Raw genomic sequence first — 562 nt, 5'->3', positions numbered from 1 at the left:
TGAGTTTTTGCCTTCATATAGGCTATCGTAGCCCTCTTCAAGCGTCACAACTCTTACACCGTGAGCCAATAAAACCTCTCGAATTTCAAGGGCATCTTTAAGATCACGCGCAAGCCGGCTGATTGATTTAAAAACAACCATCTTCAGCTTTCTTTTTTGCGCCTTATCTAAAATGAGTTGCATTGCTTTTCGATCAAGCAACACTGTTCCGCTTATCCCATCATCTAATTGGATTGCTTCATCTTTCCATTCGTAATTATTTTTCTCAATCCAATGATGACAAATATCAATTTGGTTGGCTATTGATGTCACCTGTTCATCTTTTTCTGAGGAAACCCGTGCGTAAACTGCATAAGGGTAATCTTCATATTTGATGATCTCCTGTGTTTCTGTCTCTTTGAAGAACACTAAACCACCCCATTAATTTGCATTTGGTACATTTTAGTGTGATTATAGCATAATGATTACGAACCTCCTATACTTTTCCGGTTGATTTTCGAACATTTGTTCTTGTATAATTTGTTCAAGGAGTTGATCAGAATGAACGAGGGTATTTACGACA

Annotated in this window: 1 protein-coding gene; it reads right to left on the bottom strand. The window is 37.7% G+C overall.

Annotation, left to right across the window (positions count from 1 at the left end; translation table 11 throughout):
- Window positions 1-408: recombinase family protein (locus SM447_RS29715; protein WP_474576177.1), on the bottom strand; the 408-nt coding region annotated here is incomplete at its 3' end.
- Between the last annotated feature and the right edge of the window lie 154 nt (window positions 409-562).

The organism is Micromonospora aridisoli, assembly GCF_056150025.1.
The sequence above is the reverse complement of the archived record's forward strand: the minus strand, read 5'-3'. Positions and strand labels throughout refer to the sequence as shown.